The organism is Dactylosporangium sp. NPDC051087 (genome assembly GCF_055586325.1).
Genome location: NZ_JBVJIJ010000060.1, coordinates 1 through 13,911, shown reverse-complemented (window position 1 = coordinate 13,911; position 13,911 = coordinate 1). Strand labels below are relative to the sequence as shown.

Sequence of the window (13,911 nt, the reverse complement as noted above, 5' to 3'; positions counted from 1 at the left end):
CTTCGATGAAGTCGAGGACCCCGATCGCCGTCGCCGCCCTGCTCACGCTGGCCCTGACGGGCTGTGCGGACGGCGCAGGGGACACGACCGCCGGCAGTAGCGCGCCGGCCGTCACCAGTGCCCCGGCGAGCCCGCAGAGCAGCGCGAGCGCGAGCGGAAGCGCCAGCCAGAACGTCGGTGACACACTGCTGGTGTTCACCCGCCAGGGCGGCCTGGCCGGCACCGACGACCGCCTCGTGGTGCGCCCCGACGGCGCGTGGACGCTGACGACCAAGGCCGGCACCAAGGAGGGCAAGCTGACCCCGGCCGAGGTGACGACCCTCAAGAGCACCCTGGACGGGGTCGGGTTCTCGAAGCTGCCCAAGGAGAACGGCAGCACCAACGTCATGGACGGCTACACGTACAGCATCACCTACGGCGGCCACGAGGTCGTGGCGAAGGACGGCGCGGTGCCCGCCGCCCTCCAGCCCGTGATCTCGACCCTGAACGGGCTACTCAGCTAGCAGCTCGTCGATGCGGGCGAGCTCGTCGGATTCCAGCGGCGGAGCGGACAGTGCGCCGAGGTTCTGCTCCAGCTGCGCCACCGAGCTCGCCCCGATGATCAGTGAGGTGACCCGCGGGTCGCGCAACGCCCAGGCCAGGGCGAGCTGCGCCAGGCTCTGCCCCCGCCCGCGGGCCACCTCGTTCAGCGCCTCGATGGTGGCCAGCCGCGTCGGGGTCAGGTCGCTCTCGTTGAGGAACCGGCTGGTCCGCACCCGCGAATCGTCCGGAATGCCGGAAAGGTAGCGGTCCGTCAGGAGTCCCTGGGCGAGCGGCGAGAAGGGAATGCACCCGGCGCCCTCGGCGGCGAGCACGTCGAGGAGCGACTCCTCGATCCAGCGGTCGAACATCGAGTACCGCGGCTGGTGGATGAGCAGCGGCGTGCCCAGCTCCCGCAGGATCCGCGCCGCCTCGGCGGTCTGCGCCGGCGTGTAGTTGGAGATGCCCACGTAGAGCGCCTTGCCGGCCCGTACGGCCCGGTCCAGCGCGCCCATGGTCTCCTCCAGGGGCGTGTCCGGGTCCGGCCGGTGGGAGTAGAAGATGTCGACGTACTCCAGGCCCATCCGCCGCAGCGACTGGTCCAGCGACGCCGTCAGGTACTTGCGGGAACCCCACTCGCCGTAGGGGCCGTCCCACATGTCGTAGCCGGCCTTCGTGGAGATGATCAGCTCGTCGCGGTAGGGGAGCAGGTCCTCGGCGAGGATCCGGCCGAAGTTGAGCTCCGCGGATCCCGGCGGCGGCCCGTAGTTGTTGGCCAGGTCGAAATGGGTGACCCCGAGGTCGAAGGCGCGACGCACGATCGCCTGCTGGGTCTCGTACGCGCGGGCGTGCCCGAAGTTGTGCCACAGGCCGAGCGAGATCGCCGGGAGCTTCAGGCCGCTCCGCCCGCTGCGCCGGTATTGCATGTCCTGGTATCGGCTCGAAGCCGCCTCATACGCCACGGAGAGGATCTTAAGCTGGGGGGATGGGGCAGGCGACGGTACTGGTGGCCGAGGACGACCCCGACATCCGCGAACTGTTCACCATGGCCCTGGAAGCGGCCGGCCTCACGGTCGTCGCGGTCACCAACGGCCGTGAGGCCCTGGACGCGCTGCGCACCGCGCGCTTCGACCTGCTGGTCACCGACATGTGGATGCCCAACGTCTCAGGGCTGGACCTGTGCAAGGCGGTGCGGGCCGACCCCGCCATGGCGCAGCTGCCGATCCTCATGCTCAGCGCGTACGGGCGGATGGGCGGGCCGGAAGAGGCGATGATGGCCGGCGCCACGGAGTACCACGTCAAACCGATCCGGCCGAGCGCCCTGGTCGACCGGGTGGGCCGCCTGGTGGCGCCGAAATGACGCCACCAGGCAGCTGAGCGAACTAGCGGTGCTCCCACCAGGTCCTGGTGGTCACGGCCGCGTAGGCGTCGACGATGCCGAAGCCGTAGAAGCCGTTGAACTGCTCGCCACCCTCACACAGGGCGTTGAACTCCTCGTTGCGCCCCTCGTTCAGGTAGGTCTGCAGGCGCGGGGTCGGGCAGGCGTGCTCGGCGGCGGACTGGTACAGGATGTACTCGACCTTCCACGGCTCGAGACCGAAGTCCTTGCCGTGCTTGCTGCCGTGCGCGCTGACGATGAGCGCCGCGACGCCGGCCGCGTGCGGCGAGGCCATCGAGGTGCCCTGCAGCCACGTGTAGTAGCCGCACTTGCCGGCCGCGGTGCACTCCTTGTACACCAGACCCTCGGCCTCCGGCAGAACGTCGCCGTTCTCGTCGACCGAGCCCTCCTCCTGCAGCACCTTCTTCGGGTACGTGGAGAGGATCATGTTCTCGTTGGTGCGGTAGGTGTCCGTGCCGAAGCCGTCACGGAACCAGCCACCGGGCGCGGAGACGCCGATGCGCTCCAGACCGTAGTCGGAGAAGTCCGACTTCTTCAGCGACGGGCCGAGGGAGGAGACACCGATGACGAACGGGCCTTCGACCGGCAGGTCCCAGCAGGACGCGTTGTCGATGGGCCGGTCGTAGGCGGCGTCCGCCGGGTAGTCCGGGCTGGAGATGTCGGTGCGCGGCTTGCCCTTGTCCTCGTGGTTGTTGCCGAGCGCGCCGACCAGCGTGACACCCTTGAAGTGCGCGTAGGTCAGTGCCCGGAACATGCCCCGGATGATGGTGCGCTGCTCGGCCTGGGCGGCCGGCGAGTCGGCCGGGTTGGCGGTGCAGTTGAACAGCCACGGGTCGACGTAGAACGACATGTTGACCACGTCGATGCCGTTCTGGCCGGCGTGGACGAGCGCGTTGACGACGGGCTCGAGGAAGAAGTACCCCGAGTCCTGACCGCCCTTGAGCTCGACGATCGACACGTTCGGCGCGACACCGGAGATGCCGAAGCCGTTCGCCGCCGCGCCGATGGTGCCGGCGACGTGCGTGCCGTGGCCGCCGTCGTCGGTGCCGACCGGGTCGAGGCAGCTGGCGACCTCACAGGGGCCGTCGATGTCGACCTTGTCCGGCGCGAAGTTCTTCGACAGCGCCCAGTTGAAGTTCGGGGCGATGTCGGGCTGCGACGCGTCGACGCCGGTGTCCAGGACGCCGACGGTGACCCGCTTGTCGCCGGCGTTGACCTTGCGGGCAAGGTCGGACCGGACCGTCTTGAGGCCCCACAGCTTGTCGTCCAGCGGGTCCATGCCGGCGGTGGCGGGCTTCTTGCCACCGGCGGGCTTCTTCGCCGCCGCCGCCGCGGCGAGCGCTTCCTTCTCGACGTCGCCCGGCTGCTGCTTCTTGGGCGCCTTGCCGATGGCGGTGCGGTGAGCGGCGCCGACGAGCTTCGACGACGCCGCCGCCTTCTCGACGAAACCGTTCTGCGGCGCCAGCACGGTGAACATGCCCACCGTGTCGTTCGTCGCGAGCACCTTGCCGCCGGCCTTGGTGATTGCCGCGGCTGCGTCACTGGCGGAGACGTTGTCCGCGGCCACCACGGTGTACTCCGTGTTGGCCACGGCCTCGGCGCTCGCCGGGGCCGGCAGGCCTGCCGCGGTCACGGTCAACGCGGCGGCGATGACCGCCGCGCCCGTGAGCCTTTTGTTGAATCCCACATGTCCTCCCGGTTCGAGGGGATGTGGATATGAGATCGAAAAACATTCGCCTGCGGAAGGCATTCGTTCAAGATTTTCAAGTATTGCCGTCGATTGACTCCAGCATTTGCAGAACAATGCCGGGGAAAGCCGCAATGGCGGCTTTCCCCGGCACAAACGGTCCTGTGGTTACGCGATCGGCTCCGCGAAGGGGTCCGTCGACGCGGCGACCGGGATCTCCGCGGCGGCGGCACGGGCGGCCTGCGCGCCCTTGGCGGAGCGCTCCTCGTCGGTGATCGGGAAGTGGCAGGCGACCGTCTGGCCCGGCAGGAGCTCGCGCAGCGGCGGCTCCTCCTGGGCGCAGATCTCCTGCGCCTTCCAGCACCGGGTCCGGAAGCGGCAACCCGACGGCGGGTCGATCGGGCTGGGCACGTCGCCGGTGAGCAGGACCCGCTCCCGCTGCGCCTTGTCGCGGCGGTCGGGGTCGGGCACCGGCACCGCCGACAGCAGCGCGAACGTGTACGGGTGCAGCGGCGTGCCGTAGAGCCCGTCACGGGGACCGACCTCGACGACCTTGCCCAGGTACATGACGGCGACCCGGTCCGAGATGTGCTTGACCACGGACAGGTCGTGCGCGATGAACACGTAGGTCAGGTTGAACTCGCGCTGCAGGTCGTCGAGCAGGTTGACGACCTGGGCCTGGATCGACACGTCCAGGGCCGAGACCGGCTCGTCGGCGATGATGAGCTTCGGCTGCAGGGCCAGGGCCCGGGCGATGCCGATGCGCTGCCGCTGACCGCCGGAGAACTCGTGCGGGTAGCGGTTGTAGTGCTCGGGGTTGAGGCCGACGAGCTCCAGCAGCCGCTGGACCTCGCGCTTCTGCCCGTGCGGGGTCTTGATGTTCTGCACCTGCAGCGGGGCGCCGACGATCGAGCCGACGGTGTGCCGCGGGTTCAGCGATGAGTACGGGTCCTGGAAGATCATCTGGATCTCGCGCCGCAGGGGGCGCATCTGCGAGACCCCGAGGTGCGAGATGTCCCGCCCCTCCAGGATGACCTTGCCGCCGGTCGGCTCCAGCAGCCGGGTCATGAGCCGCCCGGTGGTGGACTTGCCGCAGCCGGACTCGCCGACCAGGCCGAGCGTCTCGCCGCTCTTGACGGCGAGGTCGATGCCGTCGACGGCGCGCACGGCGCCGACCTTGCGCTTGAAGAAGGCGCCCCGAAGGATCGGGAAGTGCTTCTCGACGCCTTGGACCTCGAGGAGGTTCTCGCCGCCCCGCTGCGGTGCCGGGGCCGGCTGGGACTGGGTGCTCGTCGACACTGTCGTGCTCCTCAGAGGGATGGGGCGATGTCCGACTTGAAGATGGCCTGCCGCTCCGCGGGCGGGATGTGGCACGCGACGCCGTGGTCGGCCGTGCCCTCCGTCAGCGACGGCTCGACCGTCTTGCAAGGGATGCCGTTGCGCTCGACATAGGGGCAGCGCGGGTGGAACGAGCAGCCGCTCGGCAGGTTGATCAGCGACGGCGGGTTGCCCTTGATCGGCACGAGGCGGTCGCGCACCTCCCGGTCGACGCGGGGCATCGAGGACAGCAGCCCCCAGGCGTACGGGTGCTCCGGCCGCCGGAAGATGTTCTGCGCGGTCGCGTGCTCGACGCACTTGCCGCCGTACATGACCAGGATGTCGTCGGCGACCTCGGCGACCACCCCGAGGTCGTGGGTGATGATGATGACCGCGGAGTTGAACTCGGCCTGCAGGTCGCGGATCAGGTCCAGGATCTGCGCCTGCACCGTCACGTCGAGCGCGGTGGTCGGCTCGTCGGCGATCAGCAGCTGCGGGTTGTTGACCAGCGACATCGCGATCATCGCGCGCTGGCGCATACCGCCGGAGAACTGGTGCGGGTAGTCGTCGACGCGCTTCTGCGGCTGGGGGATGCCGACCCGGTCGAGCATCTCCACGGCGCGGCGCCGGGCGTCGGCCTTGCTGACCTTGTGGTGCACCTGGTAGGCCTCGATGATCTGCTTGCCGACCGTGTAGTACGGGTGCATCGCGGTCAGCGGGTCCTGGAAGATCATCGACATCTTCGCGCCGCGCAGCGCGCGGACCCGCTCGGGCGAGGCGCCGATGAGCTCCTCGCCGTCGAGCCAGACCTCGCCGGAGATCTTCGCCGAGCCGCGCCGGTGCAGGCCGAGGATGCCGAGGCTGGTGACGCTCTTGCCGGACCCGGACTCACCCACGATGCCGAGGGTCTCGCCGCGCTCCAGCTGGAACGTCAGGCCGTCGACGGCCTTGACGATGCCGTCGTCGGTCTTGAAGTGGATGCGCAGGTCGCGGACGTCGAGGAAGGACTCCGCGGGCGAGCCGGAGCCGACGGGGGTCGGCTCGCCGTCCTTGAGCAGGCTGGTGGACATGCTCACTCCTTTCCAGGGGTGCCGGGTCGAGCGGTGCGGGGCTGCGGCAGGGTCACGAGAGCCGCACCCGCGGGTCGATCACGGCGTAGAGCAGGTCCACGACCAGGTTGGCCATGACGATGAAGAACGCGCCGAACAGGGTGACGCCGAGGATGATCGGCAGGTCCTTGACGTTCACCGCGTCGATGCTGAGCCGGCCGATGCCGGGGAGGCTGAAGACGCTCTCGGTGAGGATCGCGCCGCCGAGCAGACCACCGAGGTCCAGACCGAAGATCGTGACGATCGGGGTGAGCACCGAGCGCATCGCGTGCTTGCCGACCACGACGCGCTCCCTGAGGCCCTTGGCGCGCGCGGTGCGGACGTAGTCCTCGCTCATGGTCTCGAGCATCTGCGCACGGGTGAGGCGGGTGTACTGCGCGGCGAAGAGCAGGGCGAGGGTGACCCAGGCGAGGAACAGCTTGTTGGCCCAGCCGACCGGGTCGTCCTTGAAGTTGATGTACTCGCCGCCCTGGAAGATCGGCCAGGTATGGACGAAGAGCTGCTGGGCGACCAGGCCCGTGAAGTAGATGGGGAGTGAGACGCCGGCGAGCGCGATGATCATCGCTGTGCGGTCCGCGATCGAGCCGCGTCTCAATGCCGAGATGACGCCACCGGCGACGCCGAACAGCAGCCAGATGACGGCGGCGCCGAGGGCGAGGGAGATGGTGACGGGCAACCGGTCGATCAGCAGCGGCCACACCTCGCGGTCGGTGCGGAAGGAGTAGCCGAAGCAGGGGGCGGAGCAGTGGGTGACGCTCGGGCCGTTGTTGTAGTCGCGGCCGGCGACGATGCCCTTCAGGAAGCGTCCGTACTGGATGTAGATCGGCTTGTCGAGACCGAGCTTGACCCGGGTCGCTTCGACGTCGCGCGGGGTCGCCGACTTACCGACGTACATCTCGGCAGGGTCGGCACCGGCGGCCTTCGGGATCGCGAAGAAGATCAGGAAGGTGACGGCCGAGACGGCCACGAGCAGCGCGACTGCCGTGACCAGGCGGCGCAGGATGTAGTTGATCACGTGTGCGGCCTGACGCCGGCCGGCTCGACGGGGTTCCCGTCTCACCGGCCGGCGCCGTGGCCTTCACCTGCCTTCGTTTCCTCGGAAGGGCGGGTTACCGGCTTACTGGCATTGCTCGGTCAGGTGCGACCAGTCAGCTCTAGGAGACACCCAGGCTGGCGAAGTCGTACATGCCGTAGTACTCCGTGACGAAGACGTTCGTCAGGCGGGGGTTGCGGTAGTTCAGGGCCTTGTCGTACACGAACGGCACCATGACGGCCTCGTCCATGACGATCTTGTTGATCTTGCCCCAGATGTCCGCGGCGGCCTTCGGGTCGGTCGCGGCCTTGGCCTCGTCGATCAGCTTGTTGACCTCGGCGTTGTCGAGCTCCGCGTAGTTGTTGTTACCGGAAGCGGAGATCGAGCGGCCGTCGACCAGGATCGAGAGGAAGCCGTAACCGGTCGGGAAGTCGGCACCCCAGCCGGCCATCATCAGGCCGTAGCCCTTGGCGTGCACGTTGGACGGCGCGCCGATGGTCGAGCGGAAGTACAGCGAGGCGTCGGTCGGGTCGAGGCGGGCGTTGATGCCCACGTTCTTCAGCGCGGCCTGCAGCGCCTCGGCCGTCTTCGGCTCCTTGCCGGCGTTACGGGTGGCGATGACCGTCTCGAAGCCGTTCGGCTGGCCACAGGCGGCCAGCTCTTCCTTGGCCTTGTCGATCTGCGGCTTGCCCGACTTGGTGTTGTACGGGTCGAGCGCCGGGTCGTGACCCGCGATGTTCGGCGGGAGCATGTTCACGGCCACGTCGCCACCGGCGTCCGCGCCACCACGAGCGGTCTGCATCGTGATCTTGTCGGTCGCGTACTGCACGGCCTTGCGGCAGTGGATGTTGTCGAACGGCTTGACCTTGGTGTTGATCGAGAAGTAGCGGATGAAGCCGGTGGTCGGCGTGTCCGCGTTGGCCTTCTTCGCCGGGTCGAGCAGGATCTTCGGCTGCGCACCCTGCTGAACGCCGGTCTGCGCGGTGTCGATGTCCTGGTCACCGCTCAGCAGCTGGTTGTCGATCTCCTCGACGGCCGTGCCGATGGTGAGGTCGATCTGGTCCGGCAGCGCCTTACGGATGGTGTCCGTCTTGGCGTCCCAGTTCTCGTTGCGGACCAGGACGGCCTTCTTGCCCGGGTCGTACGACTGGAACTTGTACGGGCCGGTCGAGACGGGCTTGTCACCGTACTTGTCGCCGGTGTCCTTGGCCTTCTGGACCGGGCCGGAGCCGGGCATGGCGAGCAGGTAGTTGAAGTCCGACAGCGGTTCCTTCAACTTGAAGACGATCGTGGTGTCGTCCGGGGTCTCGACGGACTTCAGGCCCAGCTTGTCCGGGTCGGTGTCCTTGTACGGGCCGGGGTACTTCTGGCCCTGGTCCAGCACGTCCACGATGTAGGTCGGGCCGCCGGACAGCACGTCCTGAGCGAACACGCGCTCGATGCCGTACTTGATGTCCTTCGAGGTGATCGGCGAGCCGTCCTCGAACTTGACGCCGGCCTTCAGCTTGAAGGTGTAGGTCTTGCCGCCGTCGGTGATCTCCGGCAGCTTCTCGGCCAGGTCGGGCTCGAGTTTCAGACCGTCCTCGCCCGGCTTCGACGCGTTGGTGAGGAGGGTCCGGACGTAGTAACCCTTCTGGAAGTTCCAGACCCACGCGTAGTAGGCGCGGACCGGGTCGAACGAGTCCGGGTCACTGTGGTTGACGAGCTTGAGCGTGCCGCCCTTCTTGTCGGAAGGGTTGACGACACCCTTGGTGGCGGCGTTGAAGCCGGTCACACCTGCGGTGCTCTCGCCCGTGCTGGGCGTCTTGTCGTCGCCGCCCGACCCACAGGCGGACAACACCAGGGCGACAGCGGCCGAACCGGCCACCAATGCCCCTGTCCTCATTCTCACTAGGTTTCCCTCCTTGTTTGGCGCGACCCGCCGAGGGACGGGCCGTCCGAGCTGTGCTGCTGTGCGAGCGGAGATCGGGGTGGCACGGAGACGGATCCCTGGTACGGGAGCCGGTCCGGGCACGGGGTGCCAGGGGGCGTGGCAGCGCCGGTGACGGTGGTTAGCGGTTGGCCTTGGGGTCGAGCGCGTCGCGCAGACCGTCGCCGAACAGGTTGAACGCGAGCACCATGATGAAGATCGCGAGGCCCGGCACGAACATGTACACCGGGTCGTAGGTGTAGTAGTTCACCGCGTCGGAGAGCAGACGGCCCCACGAGGGAGTGGGGGGCAGCACGCCGACACCGAGGAACGACAGCGACGCCTCGAAGACGATGTTGGTCGGGATGACCAGGGTCGAGTAGACGAGGATCGGTGCGACCAGGTTGGGCAGCAGCTCACGGAAGAGGATCCGGGTGGGGCCGGCGCCGACGCTGCGGGCCGCCTCGACGAACTCACGTTCTCGCAGGGACAGGGTCTGCCCGCGCACGATGCGGCCGATGTACGGCCAGCTGAAGAACGAGATGACGCCGACGACGACGCCGATGCGCCACGCGGTCGTGACCGGCACGACGGAGATGAGCGCGATCGAGAACAGCAGGTAGGGGAACGCGAGGATCAGGTCCATCAGGCGGCTGACCGCGCTGTCGACGAACCCGCCGAAGTAGCCGGCGCAGATGCCCAGCACGACGCCCAGGATCACCGCGACGACCGTGGCGGACAGCGCGACCAGCAGGGAGACCCGCGCGCCGTAGATGATCTGCGAGAACATGTCGCGGCCGGTGACCGGCTGGACGCCCAGCAGGAACTCCTTGCTGATGCCGCCCCACGTGCCGGGCTCGGGGATGCCGCCCAGGTTCGGGTTGATCTTGTCCTGGTGGAACTCGTTGATCGGGTGTCCCCACACCTTGTTGATCAGCGGCGCGAAGATCGCGACGAGCACGAGGAACACGATGACGCCGGCACCTGTCAGGGCGAGCTTGTCGCGCTTGAGACGGGTCCAGGCGATCTGACCGAGCGAACGCCCCTCGATGGCCTTGGCGGTGACACCAGGCGGCGTGCTGGTCGCCTCTTCGACACTCGGCACCTGCTCGTCGCTCTTGGACGTGACGGGTCCCATAGTCATGGGCGTGGCGCCCCTCTCCCCGGCCGCTTGCCCGCCTTGCACAGCCGACAGCCTCGGCCGTCGCAGCGTGGAACCGCGTGTCGGCCGGACCGGGGCCCGTGGCAGTCAGCAGCCGATCGGCTGTGTCTTCGTGGACTCCTGGTGCCCTATCCGCAGGTTCGGTCCACGGGCAGAGCGTGCACGAAGCCGACTTGGTGTGTCGCCTCCGTTGGAGGAACCCTGTCTCCCGTTCGGCCGATCGTCAAGGGTCACCCCCCGTCCTGTAACCAAGTCCACGCCGGGCCGTGATGAGGGCGTGATCCAAGCACAACGACTTTTGGATCATACACCCCCGAAACGGGCGAATTACCGGCTCATGGTAACGGTGTGATCACGCTGCGTTGCGGACGAAGCACGCACATCAGGAGGCCTTGGGGCCATCCATCACTTTACTTGATCGTTTCACTTTTAACAGTACCGTCCGGGCAGGGTGTCCTGGTCACGGAGCGTACTCAAAGATCGATGTCCACCACGACGGGGGCGTGGTCCGACGGGCCCTTGCCCTTGCGCGCCTCGCGGTCGATGGACGCCGCCTTGACCGCGTCGGCGACCGCCGGGCTCGCGTAGAAGAGGTCGATCCGCATGCCTTTGTCCTGATGGAACATCCCGGCGCGGTAGTCCCAGTAGGTGAAGGGGTTCGGCCCCTTCATCGGCACCGGCACGACGTCGCGCAGCCCGGCCCCCAGCAGCGCGGCGAGGGCCTCGCGCTCCGGCGCGGTCACGTGGGTCGCGCCGGCGAAGGCCCGCGGGTCGAAGACGTCGGCGTCGGTCGGCGCGACGTTGAAGTCGCCGCAGACCACGAGCCGGTCGCTGCGGGCGAGCTCGTCGGCGACGCGGGAGCGCAGCACCTCGAGCCAGCGCAGCTTGTACGTGTAGTGCGCCGACTCGGGGGTGCGGCCGTTCGGCACGTACACCGACCAGACGCGGACCCCGCCGCAGGTCGCGGAGATCGCCCTGGCCTCGATGCGCGGCGAGTCGAACAGGCCCTCCTCGCCGGTGGGCTCACCGCCCCAGCCGGGGTCGCCCTCGAAGCCCCGCACCACGTCGTCGAGACCGACGCGGGACAGCAGGGCCACCCCGTTCCACCGGCCCTCGCCGTGCGCGGCGACCTCGTAGCCGAGCGCGGCGACCTCCTCGGCGGGGAAACCGTCCGCGCCGACCTTGGTCTCCTGCAGGCAGAGCACGTCGGGCGCGGCCGTGCCGAGCCACTCCAGGAGACGGGGGAGCCGGGCCTTGACCGAGTTGACGTTCCAGGTCGCGAGTCTCACCCGTCCCACAATGCCCTATCTCAAGCCGACTCGCGCTTGATGAGCTCCGTCGGAAGGAGGAGGACCGGCTCGATCTGCTCGCCGGCCGCCATCCGCAGCACCTGCCGGGCGACGGTGCGCCCGATGTCGGTGATCGGCTGGCGGACCGTGGTGAGCGGCGGCTCGGTGTCGCGGGCGAACTCCATGTCGTCGAACCCGACGACCGCGACGTCGTCGGGGACCCGGCGGCCGTTCTGCCGCAGGGCGCGCAGCGCGCCGTCGGCCATCGCGTCGGACGCGGCGAACACGGCGTCGAGCTGGGGGTCGTCGGCGAGCAGCTGACTCATCGCCAGGGCGCCGGACTGCCGGGTGAAGTCGCCGACCGCGACGATCGAGCGCCGGCTGGCGTCCTGCATCGCGGAGCGGTAGCCCTTGAGCCGGTCGATGCCGGCGCTCATGTCCTGCGGGCCGGCGATGGTCGCGACCCGGCGGCGGCCGGTGTCCAGCAGGTGGCGCACCGCGGTGCGGGCCGCGTCCTCGTTGTCGACGTCGACGTAGGGCACCTGGGACTGGGTCAGCAGCCGGCCGTTGCAGACCACCGGCACGCCCGCCCGGCTCAGCCGCTCCGGCAGCGGGTCCGCGCCGTGCATGGAGAAGATGATCGCGCCGTCGACGTGGCCGCCGGTCGCGTAGCGCTCGACCCGGTCGTGGCTGGGCCCGGACGGCCCGACCATCATCAGCACGAGCTGCTTGTCGGCCGCCTCCAGCTCGAGGCTGACGCCGCGGATCACGGCGGCGAAGAAGGGGTCGTCGGAGAACACCCGGCTGGTCGTCTCGGACGCGACGAGGGCGATCGAGTCGGTCCGCTGGGTCACCAGGCTGCGCGCCGCCTGGTTGGGGACGTAGCCGAGCGCGTCGACCGCGCTCAGGACCTTGTCGCGGATGTGCGGCGCGACGGAGGTGGAGCCGTTGACCACGCGGGAGGCGGTGGCCCGCGACACCCCGGCACGCTGTGCGACGTTCTCCAGCGTGGGCCGATCCCGCCCCGACATCACCATCTGCGCTTTCCCCCATATCTGTCTACCGGACACATCATGACTGAAGTCGCCCGATGGTATGGCGCACAAAAAGGGACGGGCGACGAAGCATGCCGCTCCGCCGCCCGCCGCACCCTCACACCGGTTACACCCTGATCACGATTCGCCTGGACGATCGGCTGGTCACCCTGGCCGCCAATCGGCCTGAGAGCGCTCTCAAGACACGATTCAGAGTGGCCCATGACTAGCGCATTGTCAATCGTGAAACCCTTTGAAAGCGCTCTCTGGAATATGTTGTCGGAAACGCCAAATACCCTATGCCGCCTGACGTCGCCGGCAGGCTTCCACATGTGCGGCGACGACGGCAGTGGTGTTGGAACGCACACACGCGTCGGCGCCCGCCTCGAGCACGTCGACGACCTCGTGATGGTCGCTGTACGGGCTGAGCACCACCACGATCGCCGAGGCCGGGTGACGCAGGCAGGTGGCGGTCACCGCCCTGGGACCGGGGTCGTCGAGCACCACGATGTCCGGGTCGCGCATCACCGGATCGGTCGCCGGGCGCCGCAGGACCGTCCAGTCCTGGGGGAGGTGGCGGGTCAGGTCCGCGAAGCGGTTGCCGCCGGCGACCAGCAGCACGGTGACGTGGTCGAGGCCGGAGGCGGAGCGCTGGGGGAGGGTCAACATGTCCATGACTCATGTATGACGCCCTGGCCTGCCATCCCGCTCGACGCCCGCTGCGAAGAACCTGGCAGCCCGCGCGTGCCGTGCCCGGGCCGCACCGGGGAGCCGTGAAAGGGTGGAGCCCGTGATCGTCTGGATCAATGGGCCCTTCGGCGTGGGGAAGACGACCCTGACGAAGGAGCTGTGCCGCCGCGACCCGAAGGCGCGCGCGTTCGATCCGGAGCGCATCGGCTGGGTCCTCAAACGCACCGTCGGGCTGCTCAGGACCGGCGACTACCAGGACCTGCCGGCCTGGCGTTCGGCCACGGTCACCGCCGCCGCGTGGCAGACCCGCGGCGCCGACCCGCTCATCGTGCCGATGACCGTCCTGCGCGACGCGGTGCTGCGCGAGCTGTTCGACGGTCTGCGGGGCCGCGGCCACGACGTACGCCACCTGCTGCTGGACGTGTCGGCGCCGGTGCTCATCGAGCGGGTCGAGAACGACGATGACGACGGCCCGCAGACGTGGCGCCTGGACCAGCTCGGCGCCTACCTCACCGCCCGGCACGACCTGCGCGGGCGCGTCGACGCCGTCCTGGACACCGACGACCTGGAGCCCGACGAGGTCGCCGACGAGGCGCAGGCGATCATCGCCGCCTGGCGCGCCCCCTGAGACCCGGAAGCGGCCACGCGTCCCCCTGAGACACGGAAGCGGGGGGGGGGGGGGGGGGGGGGGGGGGGGGGGGGGGGGGGGGGGGGGGGGGGGGGGGGGGGGGGGGGGGGGGGGGGGGGGGGGGGGGGGGGGGGG

13 protein-coding genes are annotated in these 13,911 nt (G+C 69.1%); 3 read left to right on the top strand and 10 right to left on the bottom strand.

Annotated elements, in window-relative coordinates; translation table 11 throughout:
• Positions 1–5 precede the first annotated feature (5 nt).
• Complete coding sequence (locus ACZ6TV_RS53620; RefSeq protein WP_465309210.1) at positions 6–503, top strand: hypothetical protein; 498 nt, start codon at positions 6–8, stop codon at positions 501–503.
• On the opposite strand, the gene mgrA is transcribed toward ACZ6TV_RS53620, so the two are convergent.
• Positions 492–1,445, bottom strand: coding sequence for an L-glyceraldehyde 3-phosphate reductase (mgrA, locus tag ACZ6TV_RS53615; protein WP_465309230.1), 954 nt, complete (start codon positions 1,443–1,445; stop codon positions 492–494). The genes ACZ6TV_RS53620 and mgrA overlap by 12 nt on opposite strands.
• A 59-nt stretch (positions 1,446–1,504) precedes the next feature.
• Here mgrA and ACZ6TV_RS53610 point away from each other — a divergent pair, with 59 nt between their 5' ends.
• Positions 1,505–1,879 (top strand): response regulator, encoded by a 375-nt coding sequence (locus tag ACZ6TV_RS53610; RefSeq protein WP_465309208.1) that lies wholly within the window; start codon positions 1,505–1,507, stop codon positions 1,877–1,879.
• A gap of 22 nt (positions 1,880–1,901) precedes the next feature.
• On the opposite strand, the gene ACZ6TV_RS53605 is transcribed toward ACZ6TV_RS53610, so the two are convergent.
• The 9 genes from ACZ6TV_RS53605 to ACZ6TV_RS53565 all read right to left on the bottom strand — a co-directional run bounded on the left by ACZ6TV_RS53605 (position 1,902) and on the right by ACZ6TV_RS53565 (position 13,133).
• Positions 1,902–3,605, bottom strand: a complete 1,704-nt coding sequence (locus ACZ6TV_RS53605; protein ID WP_465309206.1) for a S8 family serine peptidase — start codon at positions 3,603–3,605, stop codon at positions 1,902–1,904.
• 168 nt (positions 3,606–3,773) lie between these two features.
• Positions 3,774–4,904, bottom strand: coding sequence for an ABC transporter ATP-binding protein (locus ACZ6TV_RS53600; RefSeq protein WP_465309204.1), 1,131 nt, complete (start codon positions 4,902–4,904; stop codon positions 3,774–3,776).
• An 11-nt stretch (positions 4,905–4,915) separates the two neighbouring features.
• Entirely contained in the window at positions 4,916–5,992 is a 1,077-nt protein-coding gene (locus ACZ6TV_RS53595; protein WP_465309202.1) for an ABC transporter ATP-binding protein, read from the bottom strand.
• Positions 5,993–6,044: 52 nt separating this feature from the next.
• On the bottom strand, positions 6,045–7,046 hold the full coding sequence (locus tag ACZ6TV_RS53590; protein WP_465309200.1) for an ABC transporter permease: 1,002 nt from the start codon (positions 7,044–7,046) through the stop codon (positions 6,045–6,047).
• A gap of 139 nt (positions 7,047–7,185) precedes the next feature.
• Positions 7,186–8,931 carry an ABC transporter substrate-binding protein gene (locus ACZ6TV_RS53585; protein ID WP_465309228.1) on the bottom strand — a complete coding sequence of 582 codons (1,746 nt, stop codon included), beginning with the start codon at positions 8,929–8,931 and terminating at the stop codon, positions 7,186–7,188.
• A 184-nt stretch (positions 8,932–9,115) separates the two neighbouring features.
• The gene (locus ACZ6TV_RS53580) at positions 9,116–10,117 is read right to left on the bottom strand and encodes an ABC transporter permease (protein WP_465309198.1); all 1,002 of its coding nucleotides are present in this window, start codon (positions 10,115–10,117) and stop codon (positions 9,116–9,118) included.
• A 491-nt stretch (positions 10,118–10,608) separates the two neighbouring features.
• A complete protein-coding gene (locus ACZ6TV_RS53575) occupies positions 10,609–11,424 on the bottom strand; it encodes an exodeoxyribonuclease III (RefSeq protein ID WP_465309196.1) in 816 nt (271 codons plus the stop codon).
• 20 nt (positions 11,425–11,444) lie between these two features.
• Positions 11,445–12,455, bottom strand: coding sequence for a LacI family DNA-binding transcriptional regulator (locus ACZ6TV_RS53570; RefSeq protein WP_465309194.1), 1,011 nt, complete (start codon positions 12,453–12,455; stop codon positions 11,445–11,447).
• A 300-nt stretch (positions 12,456–12,755) separates the two neighbouring features.
• Positions 12,756–13,133, bottom strand: a complete 378-nt coding sequence (locus ACZ6TV_RS53565) for a hypothetical protein (RefSeq protein ID WP_465309192.1) — start codon at positions 13,131–13,133, stop codon at positions 12,756–12,758.
• Between the two features lie 115 nt (positions 13,134–13,248).
• On the opposite strand from ACZ6TV_RS53565, the gene ACZ6TV_RS53560 reads away from it, so the two are divergent.
• Positions 13,249–13,776: an AAA family ATPase gene (locus ACZ6TV_RS53560; protein WP_465309190.1), complete on the top strand. Its 528-nt coding sequence runs from the start codon at positions 13,249–13,251 to the stop codon at positions 13,774–13,776.
• Positions 13,777–13,911 lie beyond the last annotated feature (135 nt).